Origin of the sequence: Cyanobium gracile UHCC 0139, assembly GCF_034931325.1 — a bacterium.
Lineage (GTDB): Bacteria > Cyanobacteriota > Cyanobacteriia > PCC-6307 > Cyanobiaceae > Cyanobium > Cyanobium gracile_B.
Genome location: NZ_JAYGHX010000001.1, coordinates 493,366 through 519,073, shown reverse-complemented (window position 1 = coordinate 519,073; position 25,708 = coordinate 493,366). Strand labels below are relative to the sequence as shown.

General features: G+C 69.2%; 25 protein-coding genes and 1 pseudogene. 14 read left to right on the top strand and 12 right to left on the bottom strand.

What is annotated here, in order from left to right:
• Nucleotides 1-21: 21 nt before the first annotated feature.
• Nucleotides 22-3,048 carry an excinuclease ABC subunit UvrA gene (gene uvrA, locus VB738_RS02525; protein WP_323304243.1) on the top strand — a complete coding sequence of 1,009 codons (3,027 nt, stop codon included), beginning with the start codon at nucleotides 22-24 and terminating at the stop codon, nucleotides 3,046-3,048.
• Nucleotides 3,049-3,051: 3 nt separating this feature from the next.
• On the top strand, nucleotides 3,052-3,546 hold the full coding sequence (locus tag VB738_RS02520; RefSeq protein WP_323304242.1) for a hypothetical protein: 495 nt from the start codon (nucleotides 3,052-3,054) through the stop codon (nucleotides 3,544-3,546).
• Nucleotides 3,547-3,550: 4 nt separating this feature from the next.
• Here VB738_RS02520 and VB738_RS02515 read toward each other — a convergent pair whose 3' ends face one another.
• Nucleotides 3,551-4,480 (bottom strand): LCP family protein, encoded by a 930-nt coding sequence (locus VB738_RS02515; RefSeq protein WP_323304241.1) that lies wholly within the window; start codon nucleotides 4,478-4,480, stop codon nucleotides 3,551-3,553.
• Between the two features lie 135 nt (nucleotides 4,481-4,615).
• Entirely contained in the window at nucleotides 4,616-5,821 is a 1,206-nt protein-coding gene (purT, locus tag VB738_RS02510; protein ID WP_323304240.1) for a formate-dependent phosphoribosylglycinamide formyltransferase, read from the bottom strand.
• Between the two features lie 61 nt (nucleotides 5,822-5,882).
• On the opposite strand from purT, the gene VB738_RS02505 reads away from it, so the two are divergent.
• On the top strand, nucleotides 5,883-6,089 hold the full coding sequence (locus VB738_RS02505) for a 5'-phosphoribosylglycinamide transformylase (RefSeq protein WP_323304239.1): 207 nt from the start codon (nucleotides 5,883-5,885) through the stop codon (nucleotides 6,087-6,089).
• Here VB738_RS02505 and VB738_RS02500 read toward each other — a convergent pair whose 3' ends face one another.
• The 3 genes from VB738_RS02500 to VB738_RS02490 all read right to left on the bottom strand — a co-directional run bounded on the left by VB738_RS02500 (nucleotide 6,090) and on the right by VB738_RS02490 (nucleotide 7,762).
• Nucleotides 6,090-6,338, bottom strand: coding sequence for a hypothetical protein (locus VB738_RS02500; protein ID WP_323304238.1), 249 nt, complete (start codon nucleotides 6,336-6,338; stop codon nucleotides 6,090-6,092).
• 61 nt (nucleotides 6,339-6,399) lie between these two features.
• The gene (mraY, locus tag VB738_RS02495) at nucleotides 6,400-7,476 is read right to left on the bottom strand and encodes a phospho-N-acetylmuramoyl-pentapeptide-transferase (RefSeq protein ID WP_323304237.1); all 1,077 of its coding nucleotides are present in this window, start codon (nucleotides 7,474-7,476) and stop codon (nucleotides 6,400-6,402) included.
• A gap of 34 nt (nucleotides 7,477-7,510) precedes the next feature.
• Nucleotides 7,511-7,762, bottom strand: a complete 252-nt coding sequence (locus VB738_RS02490) for a DUF3134 family protein (RefSeq protein WP_216907275.1) — start codon at nucleotides 7,760-7,762, stop codon at nucleotides 7,511-7,513.
• A gap of 53 nt (nucleotides 7,763-7,815) precedes the next feature.
• On the opposite strand from VB738_RS02490, the gene VB738_RS02485 reads away from it, so the two are divergent.
• Both VB738_RS02485 and VB738_RS02480 read left to right on the top strand, forming a co-directional pair.
• Complete coding sequence (locus tag VB738_RS02485; RefSeq protein ID WP_323304236.1) at nucleotides 7,816-8,028, top strand: hypothetical protein; 213 nt, start codon at nucleotides 7,816-7,818, stop codon at nucleotides 8,026-8,028.
• A gap of 45 nt (nucleotides 8,029-8,073) precedes the next feature.
• Nucleotides 8,074-9,330, top strand: coding sequence for an argininosuccinate synthase (locus VB738_RS02480; protein WP_323304235.1), 1,257 nt, complete (start codon nucleotides 8,074-8,076; stop codon nucleotides 9,328-9,330).
• Here VB738_RS02480 and VB738_RS02475 read toward each other — a convergent pair.
• The 4 genes from VB738_RS02475 to VB738_RS02460 form a co-directional block, all read right to left on the bottom strand.
• On the bottom strand, nucleotides 9,293-10,036 hold the full coding sequence (locus VB738_RS02475) for a hypothetical protein (protein ID WP_323304234.1): 744 nt from the start codon (nucleotides 10,034-10,036) through the stop codon (nucleotides 9,293-9,295). The genes VB738_RS02480 and VB738_RS02475 overlap by 38 nt on opposite strands.
• Nucleotides 10,037-10,093: 57 nt before the next feature.
• Nucleotides 10,094-10,456 carry a 30S ribosomal protein S6 gene (rpsF, locus tag VB738_RS02470; protein WP_323304233.1) on the bottom strand — a complete coding sequence of 121 codons (363 nt, stop codon included), beginning with the start codon at nucleotides 10,454-10,456 and terminating at the stop codon, nucleotides 10,094-10,096.
• A gap of 80 nt (nucleotides 10,457-10,536) precedes the next feature.
• Nucleotides 10,537-11,004, bottom strand: coding sequence for a Tic20 family protein (locus tag VB738_RS02465; protein ID WP_323304232.1), 468 nt, complete (start codon nucleotides 11,002-11,004; stop codon nucleotides 10,537-10,539).
• Between the two features lie 36 nt (nucleotides 11,005-11,040).
• Nucleotides 11,041-11,955 (bottom strand): shikimate dehydrogenase, encoded by a 915-nt coding sequence (locus VB738_RS02460; protein ID WP_323304231.1) that lies wholly within the window; start codon nucleotides 11,953-11,955, stop codon nucleotides 11,041-11,043.
• Nucleotides 11,956-12,131: 176 nt separating this feature from the next.
• Here VB738_RS02460 and dnaK point away from each other — a divergent pair, with 176 nt between their 5' ends.
• Complete coding sequence (dnaK, locus tag VB738_RS02455; RefSeq protein ID WP_323304230.1) at nucleotides 12,132-14,036, top strand: molecular chaperone DnaK; 1,905 nt, start codon at nucleotides 12,132-12,134, stop codon at nucleotides 14,034-14,036.
• Between the two features lie 77 nt (nucleotides 14,037-14,113).
• Here dnaK and VB738_RS02450 read toward each other — a convergent pair whose 3' ends face one another.
• The gene (locus VB738_RS02450; protein ID WP_323304229.1) at nucleotides 14,114-15,250 is read right to left on the bottom strand and encodes an FAD-dependent oxidoreductase; all 1,137 of its coding nucleotides are present in this window, start codon (nucleotides 15,248-15,250) and stop codon (nucleotides 14,114-14,116) included.
• A 185-nt stretch (nucleotides 15,251-15,435) separates the two neighbouring features.
• Nucleotides 15,436-15,891 (bottom strand): annotated as a pseudogene (gene psbQ / locus VB738_RS02445) (photosystem II protein PsbQ); the annotation flags it as partial.
• Between the two features lie 124 nt (nucleotides 15,892-16,015).
• Between psbQ and purU the strand changes: the two are divergent.
• Together purU and VB738_RS02435 are read left to right on the top strand one after the other, a co-directional pair.
• Nucleotides 16,016-16,870 (top strand): formyltetrahydrofolate deformylase, encoded by an 855-nt coding sequence (gene purU, locus VB738_RS02440; RefSeq protein ID WP_323304228.1) that lies wholly within the window; start codon nucleotides 16,016-16,018, stop codon nucleotides 16,868-16,870.
• Nucleotides 16,871-16,919: 49 nt separating this feature from the next.
• Nucleotides 16,920-18,200 carry an O-antigen ligase family protein gene (locus tag VB738_RS02435; protein ID WP_323304227.1) on the top strand — a complete coding sequence of 427 codons (1,281 nt, stop codon included), beginning with the start codon at nucleotides 16,920-16,922 and terminating at the stop codon, nucleotides 18,198-18,200.
• On the opposite strand, the gene VB738_RS02430 is transcribed toward VB738_RS02435, so the two are convergent.
• Entirely contained in the window at nucleotides 18,127-19,740 is a 1,614-nt protein-coding gene (locus VB738_RS02430) for a radical SAM protein (RefSeq protein ID WP_323304394.1), read from the bottom strand. The two genes, VB738_RS02435 and VB738_RS02430, sit on opposite strands and share 74 nt — an antisense overlap.
• Nucleotides 19,741-19,887: 147 nt before the next feature.
• On the opposite strand from VB738_RS02430, the gene VB738_RS02425 reads away from it, so the two are divergent.
• The 6 genes from VB738_RS02425 to VB738_RS02400 all read left to right on the top strand — a co-directional run bounded on the left by VB738_RS02425 (nucleotide 19,888) and on the right by VB738_RS02400 (nucleotide 25,706).
• Nucleotides 19,888-20,982, top strand: a complete 1,095-nt coding sequence (locus tag VB738_RS02425; protein ID WP_323304226.1) for a calcium/sodium antiporter — start codon at nucleotides 19,888-19,890, stop codon at nucleotides 20,980-20,982.
• A gap of 68 nt (nucleotides 20,983-21,050) precedes the next feature.
• A complete protein-coding gene (locus tag VB738_RS02420; RefSeq protein ID WP_323304225.1) occupies nucleotides 21,051-21,470 on the top strand; it encodes a nucleotidyltransferase domain-containing protein in 420 nt (139 codons plus the stop codon).
• Complete coding sequence (locus tag VB738_RS02415) at nucleotides 21,457-21,828, top strand: HEPN domain-containing protein (protein WP_323304224.1); 372 nt, start codon at nucleotides 21,457-21,459, stop codon at nucleotides 21,826-21,828. The genes VB738_RS02420 and VB738_RS02415 overlap by 14 nt, the downstream gene beginning before the upstream one ends.
• Nucleotides 21,829-22,140: 312 nt before the next feature.
• Nucleotides 22,141-24,573, top strand: a complete 2,433-nt coding sequence (locus tag VB738_RS02410; protein WP_323304223.1) for a tetratricopeptide repeat protein — start codon at nucleotides 22,141-22,143, stop codon at nucleotides 24,571-24,573.
• A gap of 307 nt (nucleotides 24,574-24,880) precedes the next feature.
• Nucleotides 24,881-25,114, top strand: a complete 234-nt coding sequence (locus tag VB738_RS02405; protein WP_323304222.1) for a hypothetical protein — start codon at nucleotides 24,881-24,883, stop codon at nucleotides 25,112-25,114.
• A 172-nt stretch (nucleotides 25,115-25,286) separates the two neighbouring features.
• Nucleotides 25,287-25,706 carry a hypothetical protein gene (locus VB738_RS02400; RefSeq protein ID WP_323304221.1) on the top strand — a complete coding sequence of 140 codons (420 nt, stop codon included), beginning with the start codon at nucleotides 25,287-25,289 and terminating at the stop codon, nucleotides 25,704-25,706.
• Nucleotides 25,707-25,708 lie beyond the last annotated feature (2 nt).

The following is a 25,708-nucleotide window of genomic DNA, read 5'->3' as shown; positions in this document are numbered from 1 at the left end:
ATCGGCTGCCGACCGCCCCCCATGCCCCGTGCCCGCGTCGGATCCTCCAGCAAGAGCGCGGCTCCCGGCAACGGCACCTCCGGCACGCTGCCGGAGGACGCCGTCCCAACGCCTGAGAAGGCCCTGCGCACCCTCACCGGCGGCAGCCTTGAGGACGTGATCCGGGTCCGCGGGGCCCGCCAGCACAACCTGCGCAACGTCGATCTCACCATCCCGCGCAACCGCATGGTGGTGTTCACCGGCGTGAGCGGCAGCGGCAAGAGCTCCCTCGCCTTCGACACGATCTTCGCCGAGGGCCAGCGGCGCTACGTGGAGAGCCTCTCCGCCTACGCCCGCCAGTTCCTCGGCCAGGTGGACAAGCCGGATGTCGATGCGATCGAGGGGCTCTCGCCCGCCATCTCGATCGACCAGAAGTCCACCAGCCACAACCCCCGCTCCACCGTCGGCACGGTGACGGAGATCCAGGACTATCTGCGCCTTCTCTACGGCCGCGCCGGCGAACCCCACTGCCCCCAGTGCGACCGCTCGATCAAGCCCCAGTCCATCGACGAGATGGTGGACCAGATCCTCACCCTGCCGGAGGGCACCAGGTATCAGCTGCTGGCGCCCGTGGTGCGGGGCAAGAAGGGCACCCACGTGAAGCTGCTGGCCGGCCTGGTGGCGGAGGGCTTCGCCCGGGTACGGATCAACGGCGAGGTGCGCGAGCTGGCCGACAACATCGAGCTCGACAAGAACCATGCCCACCACATCGAGGTGGTGGTCGACCGGCTGGTGGCCCGTGAGGGCATCAATGAGCGCCTCACCGATTCCCTGCGCACCGCCCTGAAGCGCGGCGAGGGCCTGGCCCTGGTGGAGGTGGTGCCCAAGGCCGACGAACCCCTGCCCGAGGGCGTGGAGCGCGAGCGGCTCTATTCCGAGAACTTCGCCTGCCCCGTGCACGGCGCCGTGATGGAGGAGCTATCGCCCCGCCTGTTCTCCTTCAACAGCCCCTACGGCGCCTGCCCCGACTGCCACGGCATCGGCCATCTGCGCAAGTTCACCGTCGAGCGGGTGGTGCCCGATCCCTCCCTGCCGGTGTACGCCGCCATCGCCCCCTGGAGCGACAAGGAGAACAGCTACTACTTCTCCCTGCTGTTCAGCGTCGGCGAGGCCTTCGGCTTCGAGCTCAAGACCCCCTGGAACCTGCTCACCGAGGAGCAGCGCACGGTGCTGCTGCACGGCAGCCAGGAGCCCATTGCCATCAAGGCCGACAGCCGCTACCGCAAGAGCGAGGGCTACGTACGTCCCTTCGAGGGGATTCTGCCGATCCTGGAGCGTCAGCTGCGCGATGCCAGCGGCGAATCCGTGCGCCAGAAACTGGAGAAGTACCTGGAGCTGGTGCCCTGCGAAAGCTGCCACGGCCTGCGGCTGCGCCCGGAAGCCCTGGCGGTGCGGGTGGGCCCCTACGCCATCCACGAGCTCACCTCCGTGAGCGTGGCCGACAGCCTGGAGCGGATCGAGGCCCTGATGGGCGTGGGCACCCATGAAGGGGCCGAGCCCCTGCTCAGCAGCCGCCAGATCCAGATCGGCGATCTGGTGCTGCGGGAGATCCGCATGCGCCTGCGCTTCCTGCTCGACGTCGGCCTCGATTACCTGAGCCTGGATCGACCCGCCATGACCCTCTCAGGCGGAGAAGCCCAGCGGATCCGCCTGGCCACCCAGATCGGTGCCGGCCTCACCGGTGTGCTCTACGTGCTCGATGAGCCCAGCATCGGCCTGCACCAGCGCGACAACGACCGCCTGCTGGCCACCCTCACCAAGCTGCGCGACCTGGGCAACACCCTGATCGTGGTGGAGCACGACGAGGACACGATCCGCGCCGCCGATTACCTCGTCGACATCGGCCCCGGCGCCGGCGTCCATGGCGGCCACATCGTCGCCGAAGGCTCCCTCGACGATCTGCTCAGCGCCGAGGCCTCCCTCACCGGCGCCTACCTGAGCGGTCGCCGCTCCATCCCCACCCCCGCCGAGCGCCGCGATGCCGGCAGCCGCCGGCTCACCCTGGCCAACTGCACCCGCAACAACCTCCAGGGCATCGACGTGGAGATCCCCCTCGGCCGGCTGGTGTGCGTCACCGGGGTGAGCGGCAGCGGCAAGAGCACGCTGGTGAACGAGTTGCTGCACCCGGCCCTGGAGAACCGCCTCGGCATGAAGGTGCCCTTCCCTTCGGGGCTCGAGGAGCTGCGGGGCATCAAGGCGATCGACAAGGTGATCGTCATCGACCAGTCGCCGATCGGCCGCACCCCCCGCTCCAACCCCGCCACCTACACCGGCGCCTTCGATCCGATCCGCCAGGTGTTCGCCGCCACGGTGGAGGCCAAGGCCCGCGGCTACCAGGTGGGCCAGTTCAGCTTCAACGTCAAGGGCGGCCGCTGCGAGGCCTGCAGCGGCCAGGGGGTGAACGTGATCGAGATGAACTTCCTCCCCGACGTCTACGTCCAGTGCGACGTCTGCAAGGGGGCCCGTTACAACCGCGAGACCCTGCAGGTGACCTTCCGGGGCCACACCATCGCCGACGTGCTGGAGATGACCGTGGAGCAGGCCGCTGAGGTGTTCGCCGCCATCCCCCAGGCGGGCGACCGCCTCAGCACCCTGGTGGATGTGGGTCTTGGCTACATCAAGCTGGGCCAGCCCGCGCCCACCCTCTCCGGCGGTGAGGCCCAGCGGGTGAAGCTGGCCACCGAGCTCTCCCGCCGCGCCACCGGCAAGACCCTCTACCTGATCGACGAGCCCACCACTGGCCTGAGCTTCTACGACGTCCACAAGCTGATGGACGTGATGCAGCGTCTGGTGGACAAGGGCAATTCGATCCTGGTGATCGAGCACAACCTCGATGTGATCCGCTGCGCCGACTGGCTGATCGACCTCGGGCCGGAAGGTGGTGACAAGGGGGGCCAGATCGTGGCCGTCGGCACCCCCGAGACCGTGGCCCAGCACGCCGCCAGCCACACCGGCCGCTACCTGCGGCACGTGCTGGAGCAGCATCCCCCCATTCCCCTCGCGGCCTGACCCATGGCTGAACTCACCCCCGCCCAGGCGGCCCTGCTGCGCATCGTCTGCACCGTCGCCTGGGCCGACGGCGAATGCTCCAGGGCCGAGCGGGAGCTGCTGGCCGAACAGGTGGCCACGCAGCTGCACGGCGGCAGCCCCGACAGCCTCGCTGAAGCGCAGCTGGAGGCCTTTCTGGCCGAGCGGCTGCCGCTGGCCGGCCTCGATGCCCTGGTGGCCCAGCTCCCCGGCTCCGACGACCGCCAGCTGGCCCTGAAGCTCAGCTACATGATGGTGCGGGTGGGCCGGCGCTCACCAGGCGAGCCCAGCATCAACGCCCAGGAGCGGGTGGCCTACCGCCATCTGGTGGAGCTGCTCGGCCTCGCCGACGCCCGCATCCAGGAGATCGAGTGGGCGGCGGAGGCCGACCTGCCGAAAAAGGAGGGGCTGGCCCAGCTGCTGGCCGAGCTCACCGCCGGCTGGCGCACCCCGGACGACGGCCGGGGCCCCGTGGCCTGAAGCCTCAGGGCAGCGGCTCCTCGCCGCTGCCGCTGGCGTGGGCCTGGTTGCTGTCAGGCATCCAGTAGCTGAGGTCGTTGTGCCAGTAGAGCCGGCCGGGCACCCGCTGGGTGCTCAGCTTCGTCTTGCCGAGGGCGGACATCAGCTGGGTCATCTCGATCGGCGAGAGGTCGGTGACCATGTCGTTGCCGGCGATCTCCAGCAGGGCCGGCAGCTTGGCGATCGTGGCCGGCTGGGCCAGCTTGCTGAACACCTGGGCCATCACCAGGCGCTGGCGTTCCATCCGGCCCAGGTCGCCCTGCTCGTCGTGACGGAAGCGCAGGAAGCCCTCCAGCTCCTTGCCCTTCAGCAGCTGCCTGCCGGGGTAGAGGTCGATGTAGAGGCCCTGGGCGTTGTCGACGTAGTACATGCGCTTGGGCACATCTACCTCGACGCCCCCGAGGGCCTCGGCCACCTTGTTGACCGCGTCGAGGTTGACCTTGAGGTAGCGCTCCACCGGGGTGGAGAGCAGGTTGCCCACTTCCGCCTTGGCGGTCTGGATGCCGCCGAGGGCGAACAGGGAGTTGGCCTTCACCACCCCCAGCTCGGGCGATTCGATGAAGGTGTCCCGCGGCACCTGGGTGATGTGGGTGATGTCGCCATCAAGGCGCACGGTGAACATCACGTCGGTGTTCTCGCCCACGGAATCGCGGCCGAGCACGAGGATCGGGCGGTTCTCGACGGTGAGGGGATTCAGCACCGCCCCGATGCTGCGCGAACTGGGAATCAGGCCCGCCAGGAAGGGGGCGATCCGCGCCGGCAGGGGCCCGGCCAGCACGGCACCGACGGCCACGCCGATCCCGAAGGTGACCAGGGGGCGACGGCGGGAGCGCTGCGGGGCGGAAGGCCGCTGCTTCGGATCGGGCCTGGTGCCGGTCTTCTCAGGCAGAGCCACGGCCCCGAGCTCCCTCCTCTGCCGGTTCTTCCGGGAGCGCGAGAGCCTCGAGGATGAATGGGCCTGAGTCATTGTGCTACCCGCAGGGGCGCACCATAGGGCTCGAAGCGGCGAAAAACCAGTGGTGGCGACGGTTTATCGGCTGGTCTGCACCTGCACGAGGGCCGCGGCCCCATCGGCGCGCCGGCGGGCGTCCGCCTCATCGTCGCCGCGGGCCAGGGCCACACCCAGGCGCCGCCAGGGCCGGGCCTCCGGTTTGCCGAAGATCAGCACCTGGGTGTCCGGCACCGCCAGGGCCTGATCGAGCCCCAGGTAGGTGGGAGTACCGGCTCCCGTAGGGACGTCCGCTCCGGCCAGGATCACCCGTGAGGCCGCCGCTCCGAGGCTGCGGATCTCCGGGATCGGCAGCCCCAGCACTGCCCGCAGGTGCAGCTCGAATTCGCTCAGGTTCTGGCCCACCAGCGTCACCAGGCCGGTGTCATGGGGCCGGGGCGAGAGCTCGGAGAACACCACCTCCTCGGCGCCGGGTTCGCCGCAGAGGAAGAACTCCACCCCGAACAGGCCGGCGCCGCCCAGGTCGTCGGTGACGGCCCGGGCCATCGCCTGGGCCGCCGCCAGCTGCTCCGCCCCCAGCCGGGCCGGCTGCCAGCTGCACTGGTAGTCGCCCCGCTCCTGGACGTGGCCGATCGGCGGGCAGAACAGGGTGGGGCCCTGCCACTGGCGCACCGTCAGCAGGGTGATCTCCAGGCTGAAGCGCAGGAACTCCTCCACGATCACCCGCGTCCCCTCCCCGCGGGCACCGGCCATGGCCGCCTCCCAGGCGGCGTCGATCCCCTCGGGGCCGTGCACCACACTCTGCCCCTTGCCGGAGGAGCTCATCACCGGCTTCACCACCACGGGCCAGCCCAGGGGCGCCGCCGCCGCCGCCAGCTCGGCGGCGCTTTCGGCATAGGCGAAGCGGGCGGTGCGCAGCCCCAGCCCGCCGGCGGCCAGGTCCCGGATGCGGTCGCGGTTCATCGTCACCGCCGTGGCCCGGGCGGTGGGAATCACCGTGAGGCCCTCCGCCTCCAGCTCGGCGAGGGCATCCACCGCCAGGGCCTCGATCTCCGGAATCACCACGTCGGGGCGATGGCGCCGCACCACCGCCTTGAGGGCCTCGGGGTCGGCCATGGCCACCACCTCGCTCACCTGCGCCACCGCCATGGCGGGGGCACCGGCGTAGCGGTCGACGGCGATCACGCGGCAGCCGAGCCGCTGGGCGGCGATGGCCACCTCCTTGCCCAGTTCGCCGCTGCCCAGCAGCATCACCGTCCGCGGGAAGGGGGAAGGGCCTGGTGCCATGGCTGGGGTGCGGATCAGGCGATCCTGACGCGGCGCACGCCCTTTCCCCTAACCTGCCGCGATGCCTGCGGCTCTCCCCGTGTTCTCCCAGGGCTTCGGCCCCCTGGCCTCCCGAATCCTCGCCTTCAGCACCGCCGGTGACGCGGCCAACGGCCTGCTGCCCTTCGGCTGGAGCGTCACGGACTTCCAGACCTGGACCCTGGTCTACCTGGGGGTGTCGTCCCTGGCCTTCGTGCTGGTGTGGGTGGTGGGGTACCTGCGCCGCTGATCAGGCGCCGGGCTCCTCCAGCAGGGTGAGCTGGCTTTCGGCCGATTCCTCGCTCACGAAGCCATAGGCCCCGAACACCGCCGGGTCGGGGTGGGTGATGCGCTGCCCCTCCGGGTGGCGCTCCACCTTGAAGCCCTCATCGGCCATGCGGCGCATCAGGGCGGCCGCCTCCTCGAACCGAGCCGCCATCGCCTCCAGGCTGACGCAGTCGGCGGTGAGGCCCGTTTCCTTCCAGGTGAAAAACGCCATGGCCGGGGGTGCGACGGATCGGTCGGCAGGGTCGCCGCAATCGACGACAGGGAGCGGCTGCTCAGGGCAGCAGCACCAGTCCCACCAGCACCAGTATCAGGCTGGCGCCCCAGAGCCCGAGCACCACCTGCTGCTCCGGCAGTCCGCCGAGCTCGAAATGGTGGTGCAGGGGCGCCATGCGGAACAGGCGCCGCCCCTGGCCGTCGGGGCCCTTGGTGGCCTTGAACACCCCCACCTGCAGGATCACCGAGAGGGATTCGGCCAGGAACACGCCTCCCATCAGCAGCAGGGGCCAGAGGCTGTTCGTGAGCAAGGCCACCGAGGAGAGGGCCGCCCCCATGGCGAGGGAGCCCGTGTCGCCCATGAACACCCGGGCCGGGTGGCGGTTCTGGCTGAGGAAGCCGAGCCAGCAGCCCGCCATGGCCGTGCAGAAGGCGGCCAGCACCGGATCTCCCCCGTGGCCCCGCAGCATCAGCTGCAGCCCCATGCCGGTGAACACGATGGCGCCGCAGCCGGCGGCCAGGCCGTCGAGCCCGTCGGTGAGGTTGGTGGCGTTGCTCTCGGCCAGGAACACGAACAGGGCCAGGGGCCAGATCAGCAGTCCGAGGGTCAGCACCCGGCCGAAGGGCAGACCCAGGTCGCCGGGCAGGCCGCCCCCCAGCCAGCCGCCCTGGTGGGCCCAGGCCAGGAAGCCGACCGCCGCCAGGGCCTGGAGCAGCAGCTTGCCCCGGGGGCTCAGGCCCGTGTTGGTGCGGCGGGTGAGGCTGCGCCAGTCGTCGACGGCACCGATCGCCATGTAGGCCAGGGTGACCGCCGCCACCGCCAGCGGGCGGGGATCCTCCGGGCTGATCAGCCCCCCCACCAGCACCCCCACGGGCACCACCAACAGGCCGCCCATGGTGGGGGTGCCCGCCTTGCTGTGGTGGGCCTGGGGCCCCTCATCGCGGATCACCTGGCCCAGTTTCAAGGCCCTCAGGCGGGGAACCCCGAGGGCCGCCACCCCCGCGCTGACCAGGGCCGCCACCACCAGCGGCAGGGTCAGCAGGGAGTTGGCCACCAGGGCATCACTGGCCAGGCAGGCGGCCAGCAGGATCAGGGCGAGCAGGGCCGCAGGTGTGCGGCCGTCGCGGGAGGCCATCGGAGAGGCGGCAGGGTGGCGACGGATCGGACCGTCAGTCCTCCCAGTCTTCCTCCGAGGGCTCATCGGCCGGGCTGTAATCCTCTTTCTCGCCCATCAGCGCCGACAGCTCCTCCTCTTCCACCGTGCTCACATCGGTGCTGGCCGTTTCCTCGTCGGCGACCAGGCGGCCGCTGGCCTCGAGCAGGCTCAGCAGATCGGGCTCATCCCGCAACGGCAGCACCGGCGCGGGCTCGTTGCGCCGGTAGCGGGTCAGGGAGGGGTTGATGGTGTCGAGAATGCTCATGCCGTCAGGCTGGGTCGTCAAGGACCGACTCACCACACTATCGCGCCGCCCCCATGACCCCGTCCAAGTTCCTGGAGGTGGGCCGTCTCTGGTCGGCGGCCCTGGTGCTCAGCATCCTGCTGGCCGCCGCCGGCCTGCGCTGGCCCCAGCCGCTGCCGGTCCAGCCGGCGCTGGTGGCCGCCCTGGTGCTGGGGCCGCCCCTGCTGCTGGCCCTGGTGGTGCTGCTGCGCTGGCGGCTGCCGCCGGCGGACCAGGGGGGAGAATGACCTCCAGGCGCCAGAATCGGGCGCCACAGCGCAGGAGCGGCACGGATGGCGACGTTGGGGCAGCAGGGGGCGGGCGCTGAACCGCCCGTGGGCACGCCGCGTGCCGAGCGGGTGGTGCTCGCCTATTCCGGTGGTGTCGACACCAGCGTCTGCATCCCTTACCTGATGCGCGAGTGGGGCGTGAAGGAGGTCATCACCTTCGCCGCCGACCTGGGGCAGGGCGACGAACTCGAGCCGATCCGGCTCAAGGCCCTGGCGGCCGGCGCCAGCCGCTCCCTGGTGGACGACCTGATCGATCCCTTCATTCGCGAGTTCGCCTTCCCGGCCATCCGCGCCAATGCCCTCTACGAGGGGCGCTACCCCCTGTCCACGGCCCTGGCCCGCCCCCTGATCGCCCGCCGCCTCGTCGAGGTGGCCCGGGAGGTGGGGGCCGACGCGGTGGCCCACGGCTGCACCGGCAAGGGCAACGACCAGGTGCGCTTCGACATCGCCATCGGCGCCCTGGCCCCGGACCTCAAGGTGCTGGCCCCGGCCCGGGAGTGGGGCATGAGCCGGGAGGAGACGATCGCTTACGGCGAGCGCTGCGACATCCCGGCGCCGGTGAGCAAGAAATCCCCCTATTCGATCGACCTCAACCTGCTCGGCCGCAGCATCGAAGCCGGCCCCCTGGAGGATCCGATGGTGGAGCCGCCCGAGGAGGTCTTCGCCATGACCCGCTCGGTGGCGGACGCTCCGGCCGAGGGACAGGTGGTGGAGATCGCCTTCGAGCAGGGCAATCCGGTGGCCATCGACGGCGAGCGCCTCGATCCGGTGGCCCTGATCCGCCGGGCCAATGCCCTGGCGGGGGCCCATGGCTTCGGCCGCCTCGACATGATCGAGAACCGGGTGGTGGGCATCAAGAGCCGGGAGATCTACGAGACCCCGGGCCTGCTGCTGCTGATCCGGGCCCACCAGGAGCTGGAGAGCCTCACCCTGGCCGCCGACGTGCTCCGCTACAAGCGCCAGATTGAGATGAGCTGGGCGGATCTGGTGTACCAGGGCCTCTGGTTCGGCCCCCTCAAGGACGCCCTCGATGGCTTCCTCGACCGCACCCAGGCCACGGTCAACGGCCTGGTGCGGATCCGGCTGCAGAAGGGCAGCGCCACCGTGGTGGGGCGCTCCAGCGCCAGCGACAGCCTCTACGTGCCCGACATGGCCACCTACGGCGCCGAGGACCTCTTCGACCACCGGGCCGCCGAGGGCTTCATCTACGTGTGGGGGATGCCTACGCGGTTATGGGCCGCCCGTCGTCGTGGCGACTGATCTTCTGGGGCGTTCCCTCGCCGCCCAGCCGCAGGGCCCGTTTGAGGGCCTGGCCCCAGCCCTGCTTCCTGGCCACCGTGGGCAGCAGCAGCGGCTGGGGGCGTCCTGAGCCCGGGGGCGGCCCATCGGCCGCGGCAGGGTTCAGGCTGTAGAGCCGGTCTCGCAGGGCCTGGTTGTCGGCGAGCAGGTGCTTCTGGTGCTCCATCACCGTCGCCAGGCGCTGCTGGAACTTGCGCTCGAAGATCTCAGGAAGGTCCTCCAGCATCTCGTGCAGGGCCTTGAGCTCATCCCGGGCGGCGGCCAACTCCATTTCGAGCTGCTGGGCATCGGGACCCGTGGTGGTGATCGCCAGGCTGCTGGGGGTGGCGGTGGCCGCCGGCGCCGCAGCAGCGATCACGGCCTGAGGCGTCTCTGACGTCGGGGGGACGGCCGCCACGGGAGGGCCCAGGTCGTCAACGACGGGCTCGGCGGCCAGGGGGGCCGGATGCGCAGGGGCAGGAACTTCGCCGAAGCTGAAGCTGGCCGGGGGCGGAGCCGGGACGGGCGCCACCGGTTGGCCGGGCGTCAACACGCTCGCCGGCGGCGGCGCCGGCTTGGCGGGCCAGCTGGAAGTGGTAAAGGCCGGCTGGGCCGGGAGGCCTCGCGACGCTGGCCTGCCTTCCGGGCCGGCCTCCTCGCCGCCCGTGGACTTGTCCGTCGCAGTCATCGCCTAGCACCCATTGGGCGGACTGTAGGCCCAGTGATCAGCCGGGAACAAGCCGGCTCAGGCCGTGGCAGCTTCGGTGGGCGCCACTTCGACCGCCGCGCCGGGAACGCTGCGGGGCGGGGGCATGGGACCGTCCTGGATCACGGTCAGGTAACGGATCACGTCCTCGGAGAGACGCATGGCCCGCTCGAGCAGGGCCACCTGCTGGCCGTCGCCGCTGTGGTTGAGCTGCACGTAGATGCCTTCGCGATGCTTGGCGATCGGGTAGGCCAGGCGGCGCTTGCCGCGCATCTGCGTGTCGAGCACTTCGGCACCGGCCTCGACGACGATGTCGCGGTACTTGGCGACGTGGGTCTCGACTTCCTCCTCCGGGATGTCCGGCCGGAGGATGTACATCGTTTCGTAGTAGGGCTGCGTCATGGTCGCCTGTGGAGGGGCTGAAGGGCACCGGGGCCCGTCAGCGACGGATCCAAGACCTTATCGCAACGCCGTAGCCCCCTTCAGAACAGCTGCATGCGCACCGCTTCGGAGACGGTGGGGATGTCGGCCTCCTTGCCCCGCAGGCTCTGGACCACCGAGAAGAGCACCAGCAGCACTGTGCCCAGGAAGATCGTGTTGGACAGGGTGCGGACAGCAAACCCGGCGCCGAGGGGCGCCAGCACCGTGTCGAAGGCCAGGGCGAGGAGCACCAGCACGATGTCGATCAGGATCGCCTGCAGGACGTTGAAGCGGATCGGGTAGGGCACCCGGGGGTTGCGTACCACCAGCAGGAACAGCAACAGGAACAGCACCAGGCCGCCGAAGGGAATGACCTGCTCGAGGACCACCAGGGGCAGGGCAGGCAGCGCCAGCCAACGCAGCAGCGGGAACATGTCGAACAGGGCCTGACCGAAGCGCAGGGCGTCGCTCAGGGGAAGCAGGTAGGCCAGGGCTCCCAGCAGCCGCTGCCAGATCGGAGGACCTTCCATGGGGGGGCTGACTGGGGTGCGGAGATGTCCCGCAGGCTAGGGGTCCCCCAGCCTGGCCAGGGCGGCGTCCCGCATGGCGATCACCGGCATCTCCCGCCGGCCGCTCCAGAGCCGCAGGGAGGCGGCCCCCTGCTGCACCAGCATCTCCAGGCCGTCGATGGTGCGGCAGCCCCTCTCGCCGGCCTGGCGCAGCAGGGTCGTGGGTCGCGGGATGTAGATGAGGTCGTAGACCGTGGCCGCCGGCCGCAGCAGGGCCACCTGGGCGGGATCCAGGGGCGAGCGGGCCGCCGCCGCCGGATCCCGGCCGGAGGCCATGCCCAGGGGGGTGGTGTTGACCACCAGATCGGCGGCCGCCAGCGCCTCGGCCAGGGGGTCCGGCTGGCCGGCCGCCCCGGGCGCCCAGGCCAGGGGCTCCAGGCCAGGGGCCCAGTCGGCGCAGGAGGCGAGGAAGTGCTCCAGGCGGGTGCCGTCACGGCCCGCCACCCGGATGCGGTCCAGGCCCAGCTCCACCAGGCCCGCCACCACCGCCCGGGCGCTGCCGCCGCAGCCCAGCACCAGCGCCTCGCGGGCGGCCAGGGCGCGCAGCGGCGCCAGGAACCCCTCCACATCGGTGTTGGCGCCCAGCCAACCGCCGCCGTCCCGTCGCACCAGGGTGTTCACCGCCCCCAGCCGCCGGGCCAGCGGCGTCAGCTCCTGCGCCAGGGCGGCCGCGGCCTGCTTGTGGGGCAGGGTGACGTTGAGCCCGCGGCAGTCGATCGCCTCCAGGCCCTGCAGCACCACGGCCAGGTCCGCCGCCGCGACCGGCAGGGCCAGGTAGGCCCAGTCAAGGCCGAGTGCCGCGATGGCGGCGTTGTGCATCGCCGGCGAGAGGGAGTGGCGCACCGGATCGCCCAGCACCCCCGCCAGGGCGGTGCCGCCACCGATCGTCGGTGCTGCCTGTGGGGTCGCCATGGGCTCGCGAGAGCAGCTGCCGCCCGACCGTAGATCCCCCGGATCCCAGGCCCCGACAGGCCCTCGCCCCCGTCCCGGTACGGCACCGGTTCGGGAACCACCCCTCGCCTGGGTGAACCCCGGATGCGGAAGATGGCTCCAGTCAGAACTTCATCCACACCAGGAGGTGGTCATCCATGGGCAAGGTCGTCGGTATTGACCTCGGCACCACGAACAGCTGCGTCGCCGTGATGGAGGGCGGCAAGCCCACGGTGATCGCCAACGCCGAGGGCTTCCGCACGACGCCGTCGGTGGTGGCCTACACGAAGAACCAGGACAAGCTGGTCGGACAGATCGCCAAGCGCCAGGCGGTCATGAACCCGGAGAACACCTTTTATTCCGTCAAGCGGTTCATCGGCCGCCGGGTGGATGAGGTGAACGAGGAGTCGAAGGAAGTCAGCTACGGCGTCGAGAAGGCCGGCTCCAACGTCAAGGTCAAGTGCCCGGTGCTCAGCAAGCAGTTCGCCCCCGAGGAGATCTCGGCTGAAGTGCTGCGCAAGCTGGCCGAGGACGCCGGCAAGTACCTGGGCGAAACCGTCACCCAGGCGGTGATCACCGTCCCTGCCTACTTCAACGACTCCCAGCGCCAGGCCACCAAGGACGCCGGCAAGATCGCCGGCCTCGAAGTGCTGCGGATCATCAACGAGCCCACGGCCGCGGCCCTGGCCTACGGCCTGGATCGCAAGAGCAACGAGCGCATCCTCGTCTTCGACCTCGGCGGTGGCACCTTCGACGTCTCCGTCCTGGAAGTGGGTGACGGCGTCTTCGAGGTGCTCTCCACCAGCGGTGACACCCACCTGGGCGGCGACGACTTCGACAAGGTCATCGTCGATCACCTGGCCGACAACTTCAAGTCCAACGAAGGCATCGACCTGCGCCAGGACAAGCAGGCCCTCCAGCGCCTCACCGAGGCGGCCGAGAAGGCCAAGATCGAGCTCTCCAGCGCCACCCAGGCCGAGATCAATCTGCCCTTCATCACCGCCACCCCCGAAGGGCCCAAGCACCTCGACCTCACCCTCACCCGGGCCAAGTTCGAGGAGCTCGCCTCCAAGCTGATCGACCGCTGCCGGGTGCCGGTGGAACAGGCCCTCAAGGACGCCAAGCTCTCCACCAGCGAACTCGACGAGATCGTCATGGTGGGCGGCTCCACCCGCATCCCCGCGGTGCTCGAGCTGGTCAAGCGGATCACCAACAAGACCCCCAACCAGACGGTGAACCCCGATGAGGTGGTGGCCGTGGGTGCCGCCATCCAGGGCGGTGTGCTCGCCGGTGAGGTCAAGGACATCCTGCTGCTCGACGTCACCCCCCTCTCCCTGGGCGTCGAGACCCTCGGCGGCGTGATGACCAAGATGATCACCCGCAATACCACCATCCCCACCAAGAAGTCGGAGGTGTACTCCACCGCCGTCGACGGCCAGACGAACGTGGAGATCCACGTGCTCCAGGGTGAGCGCGAGATGGCCTCCGACAACAAGTCGCTGGGCACCTTCCGCCTCGACGGCATCCCCCCCGCCCCCCGCGGCGTGCCCCAGATCGAGGTCACCTTCGACATCGACGCCAACGGCATCCTCAGCGTCACCGCCAAGGACAAGGGCAGCGGCAAGGAGCAGAGCATCTCCATCACCGGGGCCTCCACCCTCAGCGACAACGAAGTCGACAAGATGGTGAAGGACGCCGAGGCCAACGCCAGCGCCGACAAGGAGAAGCGCGAGAAGATCGACCTGAGGAATCAGGCCGAGACCCTCATCTACCAGTCCGAGAAGCAGCTCGGCGAACTGGGAGACAAGGTGGGCGCCGAGGACAAGGCCAAGGTGGAGGGCTTCGCCAAGGACCTCAAGGAGGCCCTTGAGAAGGACGACACCCCGGCCATCAAGGCCAGCCTCGAGCAGCTCCAGCAGGCGCTCTATGCCGCCGGTGCCTCTGTGTACCAGCAGGCCGGGGCCGAGGGTGCCGCCGCCGGCGCCGCCCCCGGTGGCAACGGCAACGGCACCGCCTCGGCCGCCGATGACGTCATCGACGCCGAGTTCACCGAGAGCAAGTGATCCGGCGGCCGAGCGCCGCGGTTCAGACAGCCACGGCCCCCCTCTCCAGGGGGGCTTTTTCATGGCGGCCGCAATGTTCAGCCGTCGGTGGGGCGGGCCTCGATCTGCTCCGCCACCCAGGCGGCGGTGGCCGGCGCCAGCAGGATGCCGTTGCGGTAGTGGCCGCTCGCCAGCAGCAGACCCGGGGCCACCTGCTCCAGCAGGGGGGCCGGCCGGCCGAGGGGGCGGGGGCGCAGGCCCTGCCACCGGCGCACCACCCGCGCCTGCCGCAGCCACTCCGGTGCCGCACCCCCGAGGTCGCGCAGCTCCCGGAGCTGGTCCGGGTCGGCCCGGCGGCCCGGCTCCAGGGTCGCCCCCAGCCACAGGCGGCGGCCCCCCTCCAGGTCGGGACGGGGCACCAGATTGACGCCCCGCCACACCACTGCCCCGGGCCAGTGGGTGGGGAGAGGGGTGTCCAGCTCGAGCTCCAGGGCCTGACCCAGCACCGGCTCCAGCACCCGGCGGCCACCGTCCAGCCCTGCAGCCCCCCCCGCGGCTGCTTCGAGCAGCGCGCCGCTGGCGGTCCCCGCCGCCAGCACCACCCACGCCGCCCGCTCCACGCCGCCACCGGCCAGCTCCACCCGCCAGCCGCCGCCATCGGGACGCAGGGCCACGGCCGCCTCCTCCCGCAGGCTCAGGCCCCGTGCTCGGCCATCCGCCGCCAGGGCGGCCAGGGCCGATCCCGGGTCGAGCTGGCCGTCGCGGCCGGAGTGGAGCCCCGCCAGCGACGGCTGGGGCAGGGTGGGCTCGAGCTGCTCCAGCCGGCGCCGGTCCCAGGGCTCCAGGGGCAGACCCAGGGCCCGCTTGCGGGCACCCAGCGCCGCGAGGCGTTCCTCCTCGTCCCCATCGGCCGCGAGCAGCAACACCCCGGAGCGGTAGGGGATCGGATGCCCCCGTTCGGCCAGCTCGTGGCGCCACTCGGTCCAGCGCTCCAGGCTGCACTGACGCAGGTCCCAGGCCCGGCCGCGCTCCCTGTGGAAGCTGTCGGCCATCAGCACCCCGAGGGCGGCCAGGCTGCCGCTGCGCTCGGGGCCCTCCCCTGGGCCGGCGCCATCGGCGGGGCCCTCGTCAGCAGCGGCTGCCTGGGCCGGATCGAGCAGCAGCACCGCATGGCCGCGGGCCTGCAGCCACCAGGCGCAGGCCAGGCCGACGATGCCCCCGCCCACCACGATCACGGAGCTGCCGGACGCCGTCAGCGGGGACCGTCCAGCCTCAGCAGGGACGGGAGTGGTGCCCGCCGGGGTGCGGATCAGGCGTCGGCGTCGCCGGTGGCGATCGGCTGGGGCGCGGGGGTGCTGGGCGAGGGGGCGGGTGGCACGGCGTTGGAGACCTTGGCCTCGGCGCTGAAGGATTCGGCCAGGGCGATGGCCTCGGCCGGAATCACCTCGGCGTAGGAGCTGAAGCCGGTGGCCACCTTGATGTAGTCCTTGCGCAGGTTCTCGCCATCCTGCAGACGGGCGGCCTCATCGAGCTTGGCCAGGGAGGCCTTCAGCTTGGTGGCCCGCTTGGCGGCCTCGGCCCGGTCGGCGGGCAGCAGGCGCTGGTTGATGTAAAGCATCTGGCGACCCAGATCCTGCATCGGGCCGTGGATCAGGTTGCGGGTGAACACCCAGTTGCGTTCGTTGACCAGGTCGGCCAGTTCCGGCAGGCGCTCCTTCGCGGCCAGGAACCCTTCGGTCTGGCGGGCGATCAGGGTCATGTCCTCGGGGCTGATCGTCGGGGCCTTGCGGGTCTGGTCGCCCGAGCAGGACACCAGGGAAACGCTGAGCACCAGGGCCACGGCGAGCAGGCTGAGGCGGCGCAGGACACCCATCAGGGAGAGGGGCGTGGAGATCGACGCGACGGCCATGGGACGGTGCTGTGACGTGGCTGGCGCCGTGACTTTACCGGCCCGCCTGCGGCACCATGACGGTTCTGACCGATCCGTTCCGGAATCATCGATGCGTTCCCCCACGGCGATCCTGCAGCTGATCTGCCCCGATCGGCCAGGGCTGGTGAGCGAACTCTCGGGTTGGGTGGCCGCCAACGGCGGCAACATCCTCCATGCCGACCACCACACCGATGCGGGGGCAGGGCTGTTCCTGAGTCGGATCGAATGGGAGCTGGAAGGGTTCGGCCTGCCCCGTGAGGCGATCGTTCCGGCCGTGGCGGCCCTGGCGGGGCGGCTCGGCGGCGAGGGCCAGGTGCATGTCTCCGACGCCCTGCCGCGGGTGGCGATCTTCGCCAGCCGCCAGGACCACTGCCTGGTGGACCTGCTCTGGCGCACCCGCTCCGGGGAGCTGCCGATGCAGGTGCCCCTGGTGGTCTCCAACCACCCGGACCTGGAGGTGCTGGCGGTTGATTTCGGTGCCCGCTTCGTGCATCTGCCGATCACGGCGGCCTCCCGGGCAGACGTGGAGCAGGCCCAGCTGGCCCTGCTGGAGGAGGAGGGGATCGAGCTGGTGGTGCTGGCCAAGTACATGCAGGTGCTGAGCCCCGCCTTCCTGGCCCGCTTCTCCCAGGTGATCAACATCCATCACTCCTTCCTGCCGGCCTTCCAGGGGGCCCAGCCTTACCACCGGGCCTGGGAGCGGGGGGTCAAGCTGATCGGCGCCACCGCCCACTTCGTGACCGAGGAGCTGGACGGGGGGCCGATCATCGAGCAGGCCACCATGCACGTGGGCCACCGCGACGAGGTGGAGGACCTGATCCGCAAGGGCCGCGATACCGAACGGCTGGCCCTGGCCCGGGCGGTGCGCCTGTTTCTGCGGCGACAGGTGATGGTCTACAGGGGCCGAACCGCCGTGTTTGATTGAGCCTTCCCCTGGGACCCGCTGCCGGTCCTCCGCTACTGCCACCGCTCCGGTGATCCGTTTTTCCGCCCTCGACGAGCGCCTGATGGCGCCCAAGCCGGCCGCCGCCACCCCCCTGGGCTGGCGCTGCTTCCAGCTGGGGCTGTTCCTGCTGGCCAGCAGCGCCTTTCTGGGTGGCCTGGCCCTGCTGCTGGCCCTGATCCTGGGCAGCCGCGGCCGCCGCTCCGTCCTGGCGGACCGGGCCAACGTCGTGCTTCTGGTGGCGGCGGTGCTGATGGTGCTGGGCTGCTTCCGGGCCGCCAGCAACGAACTGGCCTGGCTGGGGATGGGCAACTGGCTGCCGTTTTTCTGGGGCTTCTGGGGCTTCCAGGTGTATCTGGGCACCCCCGCCGCCCGCCGCCGGGTGGCCCTGGCCCTGGTGGCCGGCACGGTGCCCGTGATCCTCACCGGCCTGGGCCAGCTCTGGTGGGGCTGGAGCGGACCCTTCCAGTGGCTGGGGGGTCTGATCATCTGGCACATCAAGGCCGGCGGCAACCCGCCGGAGCGGCTGGCGGGACTGTTCGACTACGCCAACATCGCCGGGGCCTGGATGGTACTGGCCTGGCCCCTGACCCTGGCGGCCCTGATGGAGGCGGGCCTCGGCTGGCGACGCCGGGGGGTGGTGCTGGTGATCGCCGCCGGCCTGGTGGCGGCGGTGTTCCTCACCGATTCCCGCAATGCCTGGGGGGCCCTGCTGCTGGCGGTGCCCGTGGTGGCCGGGCCCGGCAGCTGGTTGTGGCTGCTGCCGGTGCTGCTGGTGGTGCTGGCGGTGATCGGCCTGTCCACCCTGCCCTGGGTGCCGGCGGCTCCGCAGGAGCTGGCCCGGCAGGTGGTGCCCGAGGCGATCTGGGGCCGGCTGATCGACCTGGAGCACGGCGGTCAGCGACCGCTGGCGATCACCCGCCTCGCCCAGTGGCAGGTGGCGCTGGGGCTGATCGCCGAACGGCCCTGGCTGGGCTGGGGTGCGGCCGCCTTCAGCATCATTTACCCGATGCGCACCGGCTTCTGGCACGGCCACCCCCACAACCTGCCGATCGATCTGGCCTTGAGCCACGGGGTGCCGGTCGCGGTGCTCGTGGTGGGGCTGGTGCTGTGGCTGCTGGGCCGGGCCGGCTGGCTGGGCATGGCCGGCGGCAGCCTGTTCGATCGGGCCTGGTGGGCGGCGACCCTGGTGCTGGTGGCCCTGCACGCCACCGACATTCCCCTCTACGACAGCCGCGTCAACGTGGCGGGCTGGGTGCTGCTGGCGGGTCTGCGTTGCTATCGCCAGCCAGCGCCTCCTGCCGGTGCCTGAGCAGGGTGGCGGGGGGTAGGGGCCCCTCCAGGTGGGTCCAGGGCAGCACCGTCTCCTCTCCCCAGGTGGCGTGGACCACCTCCTCCCAGGGGGGCGGCAGCGGCAGGGGGAACGGCAGATCCGCCGGTGCGGCCACCTCGCCGGCACGGGCCGCCCGGTAGGCCTTCTTCCAGCCGCCCTGGCTGTCGTGCTGGCCCCGCGCCGCGGCGATCACCGGCGCCAGGCGGCGGTCGCTGCGGGAGAGCAGGGCCTGGATCACGCTCCAGCCGTAGCTCTCCGGACGCAGCTCGATGCCCTTGGGCTGCAGGCGCCGCGCCAGCCGCTGCAGGCGCTTCTCCGCCTCCGGGCGCACCCCCTGCCACTGGAAGGGGGTGTGGGCCTTGGGCACGAAGGTGCTCACCCCAAGGCTGAGCCGCAGGCCAGGGGTGGCTTTCTTCAGGGCCAGCAGCAGGTCGGCGGTGGCTTCGATGTCGGCGTCCTCCTCGCTGGGCAGCCCCGCCATGCCATAGAGCTTCAGGCTGCTGAGGCCACCCTCCCTGGCGTAGCGGGCCGCGGCGAAGATCTCCTCGCTGTTCAGCTTCTTGTTCACCACCCGGCGCATGCGCTCGCTGCCGCTTTCGATGGCGATCGTCAGTGACTTGCTGCCCCGCCGGGCCAGGATCCGCGCCAGCTGGGGGGTCACCGTGGCGGCCCGCACCGAGCTGACGCTGACCCGGGTGCCCTCGAAACGGTCCTGATCCAGCCAGCTGAGCAGGTCGGGGAACTGGGGGTGCTGGGTCACCGAGGCCCCCAGCAGGCCGAGCCGCTGGGTCACCGCCAGCCCCGTTTCCACCGCCGGGATCAGGCCGTCGTCGAGGGAGGCGGTGCGGAACGGCAGGGTCAGGTAGCTGGCCAGGCAGAAGCGGCAGAGCTCCGGGCAGCTGCGGGCCACCTCCACCATGTGGATCGACGGCCAGGCCGCCTCCGGCGTGATCACGGTGGAATGGCTGAGCGTGTTGCCCCGCCAGGTCTGCTTGGCGACGGTGGCCGGCACCTCGGTGGCGGTGGGCTCCACCCCCAGCAGGGCCCCATCGGCGTCGTAGCGGGGGGCATACAGCGATGGCACGTAGACCCCGGGAACCCGGGCCAGCTGCCGCAGGCGCTCGGGGCGGGGCAGGGCGCGGCTGGCCTGGAGCGCGTCGATGAAGGCGGGCAGCAGCAGCTCGCCGTCACCGAGCAGCACCACGTCAAAGAAGGGGGCCAGGGGCTCGGGATTGGCGGTGAGCACCGGGCCGCCACCGAACACGATCGGGTCGTTCTCCCCCCGCTGATGACTCCACAGGGGGATGCCCTGCCGCGCGAGCAGGTCGAGCAGCACCGGTCCGTCCAGCTCCCAGCTGAGCGACAGGCCGAACAGGTGGCAGGAGCGGTGCGGCGGATCCCCCTGATCCGTGAACAGCCGCCGCACGTCCAGGTCGCTGCGGCGCGCCAGGCTGGCCCACACCACCTGATAGCCCAGGCTGGTGATGCCCACCGAATAGCTGCTCGGGAAGGCCAGCACGGTGCGCAGGGCATCGGCGGCGGGTCGGGCCGGCTCGAACAGCAGCGTTTCCTGGTCCAGGGGGGCGCGGGAAGGGGAGATCCAGCGTGTCACTTCCAGGGACACGCTGGCTTCTCCCTAGAGTCGGGAGTTCAACGACCAGCCGCCATGCCCACGCTGCCCAGCGTCGTCGAGATCATTCTCGGGATCCTGGTGCTGTTCGGTGGCGGTGAACTGTTCGTGGCAGGTTCTGTCGCCCTGTCGCTGCTGCTCGGCATTCCCCAGCTGGTGATCGGCCTGACGGTGGTGTCCCTGGGCACCAGCGCCCCGGAACTGTTCGTGAGCCTGCTCTCCACCATCCAGGGGGATGCCGACCTGGCGGTCAGCAACGTGGTGGGCAGCAACATCTTCAACATCCTCGTGGTGCTGGGCGCCAGCGCGGCCATTGTTCCCCTGCGGGTCCAGAGCCGCCTGGTGCGCCGAGACGTGCCCCTGCTGCTGGGTATCTCGATGGCCGTCTGGGGCATGGCCTCCGGGGGCCGGCTCACGTGGCAGGCGGGGGTGGCACTGCTGTTCGCCCTGGTGGCCAACGTCGTCTGGGAGATGCGCACCGCCTCGGAAGATCCGCCCGAAGCTGCGGAAGAGATTGAAGAGGGCCGGTCCACCCCGATGGTGGCCACCCTCAAGCTCGCGGCCGGCCTGGCCCTGCTGGTGTTCGGCTCCCAGCTGCTGGTGAAGGGGGCCACCACCGCCGCCGTGGCCCTGGGGGTGAGCCAGACGGTGATCGGCCTGACGATCGTGGCCGCAGGCACCTCGATGCCCGAGCTGGTCACCTCGCTGGTGGCCGCCTACCGGGGCCGGGCCGACCTGGCCATCGGCAACGTGGTGGGCAGCAACCTGCTCAACCAGGTGCTGATCCTGGGGCTGTGCGCCGTGGTCTCCGGAGGCAAGGGGCTGGCGGTGGACCCGGTGATGATCAGCCGCGACCTGCCGATCATGGTGGCCACCACCCTGGCCTGCCTGCCGATCTTCTGGACCAATGGCGCGATTTCCCGCCTCGAGGGCTGGCTGCTGCTCGGTCTCTATGGGCTCTATCTGGTGGAGCAGGTCCTGGCGGCCACCGCCGGCGGAGAGATCATGGACAACGCCTATCGGTTCGTGGTGCTGGTGGCGGTGCTTCCTCTGCTCATGGTGTTCATGGTCTGGCAGGTGCTGCGCTGGAAGCAGCAGCGCAAGCTCCTGGCCGTTCAGGGCGGCGACTAGGAACGGGGAGACGGGTTGGTGTGGCCGCGTCGACAGGTCCTTGCGGTCAGCGGCGGTAGCGTTTTGCCATGGTTTCCGCCTCCGCACAGCCATTCGTACCGCCCGCGATTCCCTGGCGTGAGCCCCGGGGGCTGGCGCCGCTGCCGGATCTCGGCCCCGGCCTGAATCCCGAGGCCTGTCGCCTGGCCTTGGCACGCCTCTGCGCCGACGCCGAGGTGATGGCGGTGCTGGTGTTCGGATCGCGGGCCCGCGGCGAGGCGCGTCCTGATTCCGACCTGGACCTGGCCGTGATCGTGGACCGCCCCCAGCTCCCCCCCGCGGAGAAGGCCGCCTGCTGGCAGCGCTTTCGAGCGGCCCTCGGGCCCCTCGGCGTCAGGGTGGACCTGGTGGTGGCCGGGGCCGCCGACGCCGAACGGCTGAGTGGCTCGCGCTGGCACGTGTTCGGCGATGTGGCCCGCGAGGGGAAGGTGCTCTATGTCGCCGGCTGAGGACGCGGCCCTGCTGCTCGCGATCGTGCGCCGCCATCTGAGGACCTTGCGGATCGGGCTGGATCCTGCGTATCCGCAGGAGGACTGGGGCTTCACCGCCCAGCAGGTGGTGGAGAAGCTGCTCAAGGCCTGGATCGTGCTGAGCGATCGCCGGCCACCTCGGGTGCATGAGCTGAGCGACCTGGCGTCTGTGGCGGGACAGGTTCTGGAGCCCCGCCTGGCGGCGCTGCAGGAATTCGCCGTGGAGGCCCGCTACGAGGCAGGTCCCTTCCCGCTGCCGGCCGAGCGATCAGAGCTGCTGGTTCTGCTGGAGGCCGAACTGGAACGCTGCGAGCGGGCTGTGGTTGGGTTGGGCTGAGCAGCCCACGGGCGTCGGCCACCTCTTGGGTGGAGGGCTCCACCGGGCAAGGTTGGGGCCACTGCAGCATGAGGGTTCTGCAGATCTGCTTGAGTCATATGTCTTTCCAGGCGCCGAAGGCTGAATCCCTGCCAGAGATTGACCGCACTCTTCTTCTGCTGGAGGCGGCAGGCGTGGGGCTTATCCGGTTCCGTCCATGACGTGTCAGACAGGCCGAATCACCCAAGCCCCACGGGGTTACTGAAAAAGCCTCTGTTTTAACCACCTAAAATCGGCTCTCGTGTCCGTGGCTGCTCCGCAGCGCCCTGAGCCATGCCCCAGGTCTCCAGGCGACACGATCCAGTACGGCCCAATGCCCTGGATGTCTTCACCGATCGAACGGGCCTGATTGAGGCGTTCGAGCGTCTGTTGGCTGCGAAACAACCCCAAGAGAACAATGTTCTCGTGTTCTACGGGGAAGGTGGCATCGGTAAAACCACCCTCTCCCAGAAACTCCATCAACTCCTCATCCAACAGCACAGTAAACACCCCTGCGCACGGCTCGACTTTGCCACTGCTGGCACCACCGAACCCGACACCGCCCTGTTTCGGCTCAGGCAGTGTTTTCCTGCTTTTCCGTTCCCCACCTTCACCCTTGCGCTGATTCATTACGCCGGTCGCTTCCATCCTGAGGCTCCCGTGATCACCCAAACAGCCCCACTGTTGGATCGGGCCGGGCCCTATGCCGGTGTGCTGGATGAGCTGCTCAAAAAGGCCTTGACTGTGGCGAAGGAGGCCCCGCTTATCGGCCTCACTCTCAATGTCGTCAAGAGCGTCACTGATACCTCACAGATTCTCAGGAATTGGTATCTCCATCGAGCTGAACCCCTGCTGCGCAATCTTTCCGGCAAGACCCAGCAGGAGCTGATTGAACTGCTGCCTCAGCTCTGGGCCCAGGATTTCAGGGATGGTCTGGTGGCGATGTCAAGCCCCGATGAGCTCTATAACGAGGAGTTGGCCCGCTCCTTGCCCGCGCCGGTGATCTTTCTCGACACCTACGAGACCTTGTGGCACGGCGGCCTCGGGCGGCAGGGGGAGCACCGGCAGCTGCGAGAGGAATGGCTGGTGAGCCTGGTGGGGGAACTGCCCCAGGTGCTGTGGGTGATCACCGGCCGCAACCGGCTGCACTGGCAGCCCTACGACCCGGCCTGGGAGGCGTGCTGCGAGCAGCACCTGGTGGGAAGCCTCTCCAATGGCGATGCAAGCGCCTTTCTGGCCAAGCGGGGCATCACCGATCCAGATCTGGTGGCCACCATCCTCGAGCATGCCGCCGGGGTGCCCTTCTACCTGGAGCTGGAAACCCAGCTCCACGACAAGCTCTCGCCCGAGCAGCGCCTGCCGGAGGCCTTCGGGGGGAGCCATGAGCTGGTGATCGAGCGGCTGCTCAGCCACCTGGAGATCTCAGAGGCTGAAACCATGCACCTGATGGCCAGCTTCGGGACTTGGGATGCAGCGCTGTTCCATGACGCCGTCCAACACTTCGGGACCGGCTATCCCCCCAGCGCCTGCGATCGCTTCGCACAGGGCTGGTCGATCGAGCAACCAGCGCCGGGCCAGTGGCAGCTCCACAACGAGATGTTGCTGCATCTGCAGCAACACGATCAACGCACCCGCGCGGACACTTTTGCTGCCTGGCATCGGTGGGGATTCGAGCGCTTCGATGGGCCTCTGGCTGTGCGGGAGGCGAAAGACATCACGCCTGAGGATGGCGAACGGCTTCGCCGGGCCCTGGCCCATGCTCGCCACATTCACGATCCCAAGGAGTTGTGCTGCTGGTTCAACAAACGGAGTGAGCATCTGGCCAAGGGAACGATCTGGCGCGTTCTCGTTCCTGTGCTGGAAGACCACCAGCAGTGGCTGGAAGAATCGTTCGGGCATGATCACCCAGAGGTGGCGACCACCTTTTGCTATCAAGCGTACATGCTGCGAACACTTTCGCGTAACGAGGATGCCGAGCTGCTCTTCCGGCGAGCATTGGCGATCCATGAGGCTGCAAGGAACCCTGATCTCCAACAAGTTGCAACCTGCTTGTACAACTTGGGGATTCTTCTGCATGACATGTCGCGTTTAGAAGAAGCTGAGACACTTTATCGCCGTGCTCTCGCAATGAAGGAAGCGACTTACGGCCCTGATCACCCAGAAGTCGGTTCGTCAATTAGTGGCTTAGCATTATTATTGAGGTCGCGTGGCCTCTATTCGGAAGCTGAGGCGCTTTTCCGGCGAGCATTGGCGATAAGTGAAGCTGAAAGCAGCCACGATCCCCTGGAAGTTGCCAAATGCCTAAACAACATGGGACTGATTCTAGACGACCTGTCGCGTTACGAGGAGGCGGAGCCGCTTTATCGCCGTGCGCTTGAAATCAAGGAAGCGGTCTACGGCCCTGGCCACCCATCTGTGGCCATCACCTTGAGCAACCTGGCAGCGCTACTAACAATGCTATCTCGCTTTGAGGAAGCCCAGTCACTCTACAGCCGCGCTATTGCTATCAATGAAGGGGCATACGGCCCTGATCACCCAGGCATAGTCTTCTCATTGAATAACCTAGCAAGAATGAATGAGTTTCAGGCCAAGTTCCAGGAAGCTGTTCCTTTATATGAACGCGCTCTCGGGTTACTGCTTAGAGCCTATGGCCCAGTTCATCCATCAGCGGCAAGAGTTCAGGAGAACCTGAAGCGGTGCCAGGAGAAGCTGAATCCAGATGCCTGAGTCCACTGCTATCCACCATATAGCTAAAGATACCCACCGCTCCGCTGGATTATGGCTTTAAGGTGATGACATCGTTGGGTGCATTGCAGAAGAGCACTCCGTTCATGATCTTGCTTCTCGGGCTATCACTACCGATGCAAGCCTCAGCAGCTCCACCAAAGAAGCTTCGCGATCTGCTTCCAGGCATTCAGTGGGAGAAACAAGCGCTCACCCTCGATTGCGACTGCGACGGCCGCAGCGATCATGCCTATCTGGGCCGGTTCAAGGGGAGAGACTTAGTGGGCTTCGCCTCAGGAACAGCTCCAAGGTGGATCTGCTGGAGTTCTCGGTCAACCCGAACGTGCAGGAGGCCATCTGCTCAGAACCGGCAAAACTGGAAGTTGAATCGCTCGATGTTGACCCCAAAAAATCCATGGGCAACATCGATGGATTCGTTCGATCCAAGACCTGCCAGGGCCTCCGGCTGAGCGGCGGTGGGTGTGACCCGATTCACATCTTCTGGTACCGCAAGACGAAATCATTGAACTGGTGGCGCCTTTAGATCGCGCTGTGACGATGATTCAAGCTTTTACATTCCCGCGTTGTTGTTGACAGCGATAGGCCGCTGCGGATTGATTGGCAGGGAATCTGACCTGAGAGAGGCAGTCAGGATGACGCGATTCATCGCCGCGCCTCGCCGCCTCCACCCTGCTCAGAGGGCCAAGGTCTTCGCCATGGCGCTGTGGTTCGCCTCGTTGCTTGCGGCAGCAACCCCTGCCACCGCCCAGGCGAAGGCCGCGCCGGACGCCTCCATGGAGAATCTGCCCTCGCTCATGAACCAGGGCAAAGGAGGCACCTACCCCTGCTCCGACAGGACCATCCGCACCTACGAGGGCGCGACGCCAAACGACCTCATCAAGAGCGCGATGTATTCCGGGCCAGCGAAAAGACCGACCGGCCCCAGCCCCGGGGAAAAGGCCATGGCCGTCAAAAACGACAAGCTGGCGCTGGAAGGCCGATCCGGTGTCGGGGCCTGGCTTGAGGCCACAGTGAAGACCTGCCGTCCCGACTACCTGCTGCGGTCTCCCTTGGTCTGGGCGGTCGGCGGGGTGGCGGTGTTCGCCGCGATCGCGGTGGCGTCTCGCCGTCGCTGACC